Consider the following 4,049-nt stretch of genomic DNA (forward strand, 5'->3'; position numbering starts at 1 on the left):
ACCACGGTGTTCGAGCGGCCATGGCTGAAGCTTTGCTTCACCTTGCCGGTTTCGACCGTGCGCTTCAGGCCCAGCGGTGCGCGCATGCCCAGTTTCGGCTTTTCGTTGTCGGTGTCGCTCATCAGGTCGCTCAAAGTCCTCAGATATTCTCAGTTACGTCGTCGGGCACATCGTCTCGCATGTCGGGCTGACCGGTGGCCAACGCCGTTGCGCCTTGCGAAGCGGTTTCGCAAGCCGCGCTCACCAGCTCGGATCCGATATAATGCAGCCAGCGGTCGAGCGCAGTGCGCAACCGCCCGGCGGCGCCGGGGTCGGTAATGCCGATATGTACCACGTTCTCGCGGCCCAGCGCCATCGACAATATAGGGCGCGCCAGCGGGATCGCCAGCCCGCGCATCCCCGAGCCCTCGGCATCGCTCCCCACGCGCCATGCCTGATCGAGCTTGCGCGAGCCATCGGCGCCTGCGTCCGACGCGTGGAGCAGCAGATGCAGCTTGCCGCTCCGCGCGGTCTTGTCGATCCGCTCATGGCCGATCACGACATGCCCGCCCTTTGATTCGAGGCCGAGCCGGTCGAGCAATTGGCGTTCGAGCTGGGTCTCGATCAATGCGGGGAGATCAGCAGGCAAAGTGAACGCGCTGGTCTTGAACGCGCGGGTCAGCACGCCTTTCAGCTTGCCCTTGGTGAGCGCCTTCTCAAGGTCGGCGCGCGGCACGCCGATCCACGCGCCGCGCCCCGGCGCCTTGGCGCGCACATCGGGCAGCACTTGACCTTCCGGCCCCAGCGCAAGCCGGACCAGATTGTCGCGCGCCGCACGGTCACCCGACAGGATGCACTTGCGGACCGGACCGTCGATTTCGGACGTCAGCGGCTCATTGTGAGGATTCCGCATGCGCGTCCTCCTCGGGCTCGGCAGCAGCCGGCTCGTCTTCGAACCAATGCGCGCGCGCGGCCATGATGATCTCGTTGCCCTGATCTTCGCTCAGGTTGTATTCGGCGAGCACCCCGCCCTTGTCCTCGGCGCGCTTGGTGTCGGCGTCGTTGCGGCGGCGCGGCTCCTGACGCTTCTTCTGGACGAGTTCGTCGGTCGCCAGATCCGCCAGATCATCGAGCGTCTTGATCCCCGCCTTGCCGAGCGTGACCAGCATCGCTTCGGTCAGATAGGGCATCGTCGCCAGATCGTCCTCGACGCCGAGTTCGCGGCGGAGCGCACGATTGGCTTCCTCGCGCCGATCGAGCGCTTCGCTCGCGCGGTTCTGCAGCTCGGCGGCGATTTCGTCGTCGAGGCCTTCGATCGACGCGATTTCGTCGAGCTCGACGTAAGCGACTTCCTCGAGGCTGCCGAAGCCTTCGGCCACCAGCAACTGCGACAGCGTTTCGTCGACGTCGAGTTCGTTCTGGAACATTTCCGACCGCTCGACGAATTCGCGCTGGCGCTTTTCGCTCGCATCGGCCTCGGTCAGGATGTCGATCGCCTTGCCGGTGAGCTGGCTCGCCAGCCGCACATTCTGACCGCGACGACCGATCGCGAGGCTGAGCTGATCGTCAGGAACGACGACTTCGATCCGGTCTTCTTCCTCGTCGATCACCACGCGGCTGACGTTGGCGGGCTGGAGCGCGTTGACGACGAAGGTCGCGGTGTCGGGCGACCAGGGAATGATGTCGATCTTTTCGCCCTGCATTTCCTGCACGACGGCCTGCACGCGACTTCCCTTCATGCCGACGCACGCGCCGACCGGGTCGATGCTGCTGTCATGGCTGATCACGCCGATCTTGGCGCGGCTGCCGGGGTCGCGCGCGGCCGCCTTGATCTCGATGATGCCGTCGTAGATTTCGGGCACTTCCTGCGCGAACAGCTTTTTCATGAAATCGGGATGCGCGCGGCTGAGGAAAATCTGCGGGCCGCGGTTTTCGCGCGCAACGCGCAGGATCAGCGAGCGGACGCGGTCGTTGACGCGCACGACTTCGCGCGGGATCTGCTGGTCGCGGCGGATGACACCCTCGGCGCGGCCGAGATCGACAACGACATGGCCGAATTCGACGCGCTTGACGACGCCGGTGATGATCTCACCCATCCGGTCCTTGAATTCTTCATACTGACGCTCACGCTCGGCATCGCGGACCTTCTGGAAGATCACTTGCTTGGCGGCTTGCGCGGCGATGCGCCCGAATTCGATCGGGGGGAGCGGATCGACGATATAATCGCCGACGACGGCACCGGCCTGAAGCTTTTGCGCTTCCTTCAGATTGACCTGCTTGAAATAATCATCAACTGCCTCAACCACTTCAACGACGCGCCACAAGCGCAGGTCGCCCGACTGCGGGTCGAGCTTGGCGCGAATGTCATTCTCGGCGCCATAGCGCGCGCGGGCGGCGCGCTGAATCGCGTCTTCCATCGCTTCGATCACGATCATGCGATCGATCAGCTTTTCCTTCGCAACTGCGTCTGCAATCGCGATCAGTTCGGCCTTGTTGGCGGAAATGGCAGTGGCCATCAGTCTTGTTCCTCGGTCATTTCGACGCCCTCAGGCGCGTCGTTTTCGGGTTCGAATTCATCGGCGCCTTCGGGCGAAAGCGGCCGGGTGGCGGCAAGCAATTTATCGGTGAACAGCAATTTGGCGTCGGCGACTTGATCGATGCCGATCGTCATCACCGCGTGTTTCTTCACGTCGATCGCGATTCTGTCATCGGTCACGCCGACCAGCACGCCGGTCAGTTGCTTGCGATTCTCGATCGGCGCGGTCAGGTGGATGCGGGCTTCGTGCCCCTTCCAATCCTCGAAATCGTTGAGCCGCGTCAACGGGCGGTCGATGCCGGGCGAGCTTACTTCGAGCCGATAGGCTTCGTCGATCGGATCGCGGCCCGCTTCTTCCAGCGCGTCGAACACATCCGAGATCCGCCGCGACAGCGCCGCGCAATCGTCGATCGTGAGCTGGCGGGTCGTCGGGCGTTCGGCCATGACCTGCAACGTCAAGTCACCCGCGCCGCCGAACATCTTGACGCGCACGAGATCGAAACCGAGCGCTTTCGCCTCGGGTTCGATGAGTGCCGTCAATCGGGCGATATCCGCCAAGCCAGTCTCTCCAACGCACAAGCCAACCGCGCCGTCGACCCCGTGGGGCCGACCTCCGCAGCGTTACCGATGTAGAGAAAGCGCATTGCCTCTATAGGCGTAGCGCGCGATGCTGGCAAGCATCCACTCGGGCGGTGCCGCGTTATCGCGGGACGCCGCCACCAACCGGAGCCGATCCGCCCATGCGTTCTGTCCTTCTCCCGCTCGCCCTCCCCATCGCTGCCATCGCCTGCACAGCCAGCAGCGCACCGCCGCCCGCGACCGGCGCCAACCCGTTCACCACCACCGTCGTCGCCGATTTTGATGCGCCCTGGGCGATGACTTTCCTGCCCGACGGCCGGATGCTGGTCACCGAGAAGAAGGGGCAGCTCTTGCTCGTCTCCGCCGACGGCAAGGATCGCCAAGTGGTCAGCGGGACGCTGCCGGTCGACAGCGCGGGACAAGGCGGGCTGATGGATGTCGTACTCGCGCCCGGTTTTGCGAAGAACCGCCTCGTCTATTTCAGCTTTTCCGAAAACGGGGCGGAGGGGAAAGGCGTGGTGCTCGCGCGCGGCAAGCTGGTCGAGCGCCCGGTGGCATGCGTCCGCGCGCCCTGCCCGCCGGTCGCGTCGCTTGAGGGGGTCGAGGTGCTCCACCGCGCGACGCCCTATGTGCGCGGCAGCGGCCATTATTCGGGCCGCATCGCCTTCTCGCCCGACGGCAAGTACATGTTCTACGCCAATGGCGAGCGCCAGAAATTCACCCCCGCGCAAGACCCCAAGATGTCGCTCGGCAAGGTGCTGCGCCTCACGCTCGACGGCAAGCCTGCACCGGGCAATCCGCTCGCGGCAAAGGGCTTTGATCCCGCGATCTGGAGCTATGGCCACCGCAACCTGCTCGGCCTCGCCTTCGATGCACAAGGGCGGCTGTGGGAGCAGGAAATGGGCCCCGAAGGCGGCGACGAAGTCAATCTGATCGAGCCGGGCAAGAATTACGG

General features: G+C 64.5%; 5 protein-coding genes. 1 reads left to right on the plus strand and 4 read right to left on the minus strand.

Translation table 11 applies throughout. The annotated features are described in order from the left end of the window. The 4 genes from K2W81_RS16455 to rimP all read right to left on the minus strand — a co-directional run. Positions 1-122 (minus strand): translation initiation factor IF-2 associated domain-containing protein (locus tag K2W81_RS16455; RefSeq protein ID WP_366932231.1); only part of this gene is annotated, 122 nt, incomplete at its 3' end. 17 nt (positions 123-139) lie between these two features. Then, positions 140-892 (minus strand): DUF448 domain-containing protein, encoded by a 753-nt coding sequence (locus K2W81_RS09880; protein WP_294103822.1) that lies wholly within the window; start codon positions 890-892, stop codon positions 140-142. Next, positions 873-2,495 (minus strand): transcription termination factor NusA, encoded by a 1,623-nt coding sequence (nusA, locus tag K2W81_RS09885; RefSeq protein WP_294103824.1) that lies wholly within the window; start codon positions 2,493-2,495, stop codon positions 873-875. Before nusA ends, K2W81_RS09880 begins: the two co-directional genes overlap by 20 nt. Continuing rightward, on the minus strand, positions 2,495-3,073 hold the full coding sequence (rimP, locus tag K2W81_RS09890) for a ribosome maturation protein RimP (RefSeq protein WP_294103828.1): 579 nt from the start codon (positions 3,071-3,073) through the stop codon (positions 2,495-2,497). The genes nusA and rimP overlap by 1 nt, the downstream gene beginning before the upstream one ends. Before the next feature lie 182 nt (positions 3,074-3,255). Here rimP and K2W81_RS09895 point away from each other — a divergent pair. Continuing rightward, a partial coding sequence (locus K2W81_RS09895) for a PQQ-dependent sugar dehydrogenase (RefSeq protein ID WP_294103830.1) occupies positions 3,256-4,049 on the plus strand: 794 nt, incomplete at its 3' end.

Origin of the sequence: Sphingomonas sp. (genome assembly GCF_019749955.1) — a bacterium.
Lineage (GTDB): Bacteria > Pseudomonadota > Alphaproteobacteria > Sphingomonadales > Sphingomonadaceae > Sphingomonas.